Source organism: Micromonospora sp. URMC 105 (genome assembly GCF_051386295.1).
GTDB lineage: Bacteria > Actinomycetota > Actinomycetes > Mycobacteriales > Micromonosporaceae > Micromonospora.
Genome location: NZ_JBPQTL010000186.1, coordinates 1 through 2528, shown reverse-complemented (window position 1 = coordinate 2528; position 2528 = coordinate 1). Strand labels below are relative to the sequence as shown.

The following is a 2528-nucleotide window of genomic DNA, read 5'->3' as shown; positions in this document are numbered from 1 at the left end:
GCCGCCCCGGGTCTTCGGGAAGGCGATGACCTCGCGGATCGAGTCCGCGCCGGCGAGCAGCATGCAGACCCGGTCCCAGCCGAAGGCGATGCCGCCGTGCGGCGGGGCGCCGTACTTGAACGCCTCCAGCAGAAAGCCGAACTTGTCCTGCGCCTCCTCCGCGGTGATGCCGAGCAGGTCGAAGACCCGCTTCTGCACGTCACCCCGGTGGATACGGATCGAGCCGCCACCGATCTCGTTGCCGTTGCAGACGATGTCGTACGCGTAGGCCAGCGCCCGGTCCGGGGCCTCCTCGAAGCGGTCCACCCACTCGGCGTTCGGCGAGGTGAAGGGGTGGTGCACGGCGGTCCAGCCGCCCTCGTCGGTGCGCTCGAACATCGGCGCGTCGACCACCCAGCAGAACGCCCAGGCGCTCTCGTCGATCAGGCCGGCCCGCTTGGCGATCTCGATCCGGGCCGCGCCGAGCAGCTCCTGCGCCTCGCGGGTGTTGGTGCCGGCGGCGAAGAAGACCGCGTCACCGGGCTTGGCGCCGACCGCGTCGGCGAGCCCACCCAGGTGCTCGGCGGAGAGGTTCTTCGCCACCGGGCCGCGCGCCTCGCCGGTCTCGGCGTCGAGCACCACGTACGCCAGGCCCCGCGCGCCGCGCGCCTTGGCCCAGTCCTGCCAGCCGTCCAGCTCCTTGCGGGTCTGGGACGCGCCGCCGGGCATGACCACCGCGCCGACGTACCCACCGGCGTCGATCGCGCCGGCGAAGACCCGGAACTCGGTGCCCCGCAGGTAGTCGGTCAGCTCGGTCAGCTCGACCCCGTAGCGCAGGTCCGGCTTGTCGGAGCCGTACCGGGCCATCGCGTCGTGCCAGGTGATCCGCGGGATCGGCCGGGAGATCTCGTGCCCGGCCAGTTCCTTCCAGAGCGTGGCGACGATCGCCTCACCGAGGTCGATCACGTCGTCCTCGGTGACGAAGGACATCTCGATGTCGAGCTGGGTGAACTCCGGCTGCCGGTCGGCCCGGAAGTCCTCGTCGCGGTAGCAGCGGGCGATCTGGTAGTACCGCTCCATGCCGCCGACCATCAGCAGCTGCTTGAACAGCTGCGGCGACTGCGGCAGCGCGTACCAGCTGCCCGGCTGGAGCCGGACCGGCACCAGGAAGTCGCGGGCGCCCTCCGGGGTGGACCGGGTCAGCGTCGGGGTCTCGATCTCCAGGAAGTCCCGCTGGTGCAGCACGCCCCGGGCGAGCTGGTTGGCGCGCGAGCGCAGCCGCATCGCGTTGGCCGGGCCGCTGCGGCGCAGGTCCAGGTAGCGGTACTTGAGGCGGATGTCGTCGCCGGCCTCGACCTGGTCGTCCACCGGCAGCGGCAGCGGGGCCGCCTCGGAGAGCACCTCCAGCTCGGCGACGGTCACCTCGACCTCGCCGGTGGGCAGCTCCGGGTTCTCGTTGCCTGCCGGGCGGCGGGTCACCTCGCCGGTGACCTTGACGCAGAACTCGTTGCGCAACGCGTGCGCGTCCTCCTCGCGGAAGACCACCTGGACCACACCGGATCCGTCGCGCAGGTCGACGAAGATGACACCGCCGTGGTCGCGCCGGCGGGCCACCCACCCGGCGAGCGTCACCGTGGTGCCGGCGTCCGTCGCGCGCAGGCTGCCGGCGTCATGGGTACGGATCACGACTTGCGTCTCCTCATCTGCGGTACATCTCTGCCCTCCGCATTCTGTCAGCACCGCCGCGCCCCGGCCGCCACCGGGCGCGGTTCACCGGAAGGAAGGGCCTGGGTCGACGCCTCCGGTGGTGCCGGCCCCCGGTCGGCACCGGGCGCGCCCCGGCCCTGCTCCCGTACGGTGTGCCGGGTGCACGCCGTACCCCGTTGGACCCTCGTCTCCTCCGCCGCCGCCCCGGTGCTGCTGATCGGCGGCTGGACGCTCGCCGCGGCCCGGCAGCCGGGCGGCTTCGACCAGGTCGCCGGCACCATCAGCGCGCTCGCGGCGCGCGACGCCGACGACCGCTGGATCATGACGCTGGCCCTGGTCGGCCTGGGTGTCTGTCACTGCGTGACCGCGGCCGGGCTGCGCCCGCTGGGTGCCGCCGGCCGGCTGACGCTGGCGCTGGGTGGGCTCGCCACGGTCGCCGTCGCGGTGTTCCCGCTGCCGGCCGAGCGGGGCTCCTCGGATCCGCACGGGGTGGCCGCCGCCGTCGCCTTCGGCGCGCTGGCGCTCTGGCCGGCGCTCGCCGCTCCTCGCCGCCGCGCGCCCGGCCGCGCCGCCGGGCTCCCGCCCGCCTGGGGTACGACCGCCGCGGCGGTCCTGCTCGTCCTGGTCGGCTGGTTCGTGGTCGAGCTGGTCGTCGGCGGGCCGAGGATCGGGCTGGCCGAGCGGGTGGCCGCCGGCGCGGAGGCGCTCTGCCCGCTGCTCGTGGTGCTGACCCGGCCCCGATCCGACCCGCGGTGAGCCGGGACCCCTGCTCCATCGAGGAGCGGGCCCTCCGCACCCGGACACGGGGGCGGGGGGGGGGGGGGGGGGGGGGGGGGGGGGGG

At 74.5% G+C, this 2528-nt stretch carries 2 protein-coding genes; one reads left to right on the top strand and one right to left on the bottom strand.

Going from position 1 to position 2528, the window contains the following annotated elements:
- A partial coding sequence (gene aspS, locus ACSNN7_RS28770; RefSeq protein WP_436684190.1) for an aspartate--tRNA ligase occupies positions 1–1665 on the bottom strand: 1665 nt, incomplete at its 3' end.
- 180 nt (positions 1666–1845) lie between these two features.
- Between aspS and ACSNN7_RS28765 the strand changes: the two genes are divergently transcribed.
- Positions 1846–2442: a DUF998 domain-containing protein gene (locus ACSNN7_RS28765; protein ID WP_436684189.1), complete on the top strand. Its 597-nt coding sequence runs from the start codon at positions 1846–1848 to the stop codon at positions 2440–2442.
- Positions 2443–2528 lie beyond the last annotated feature (86 nt).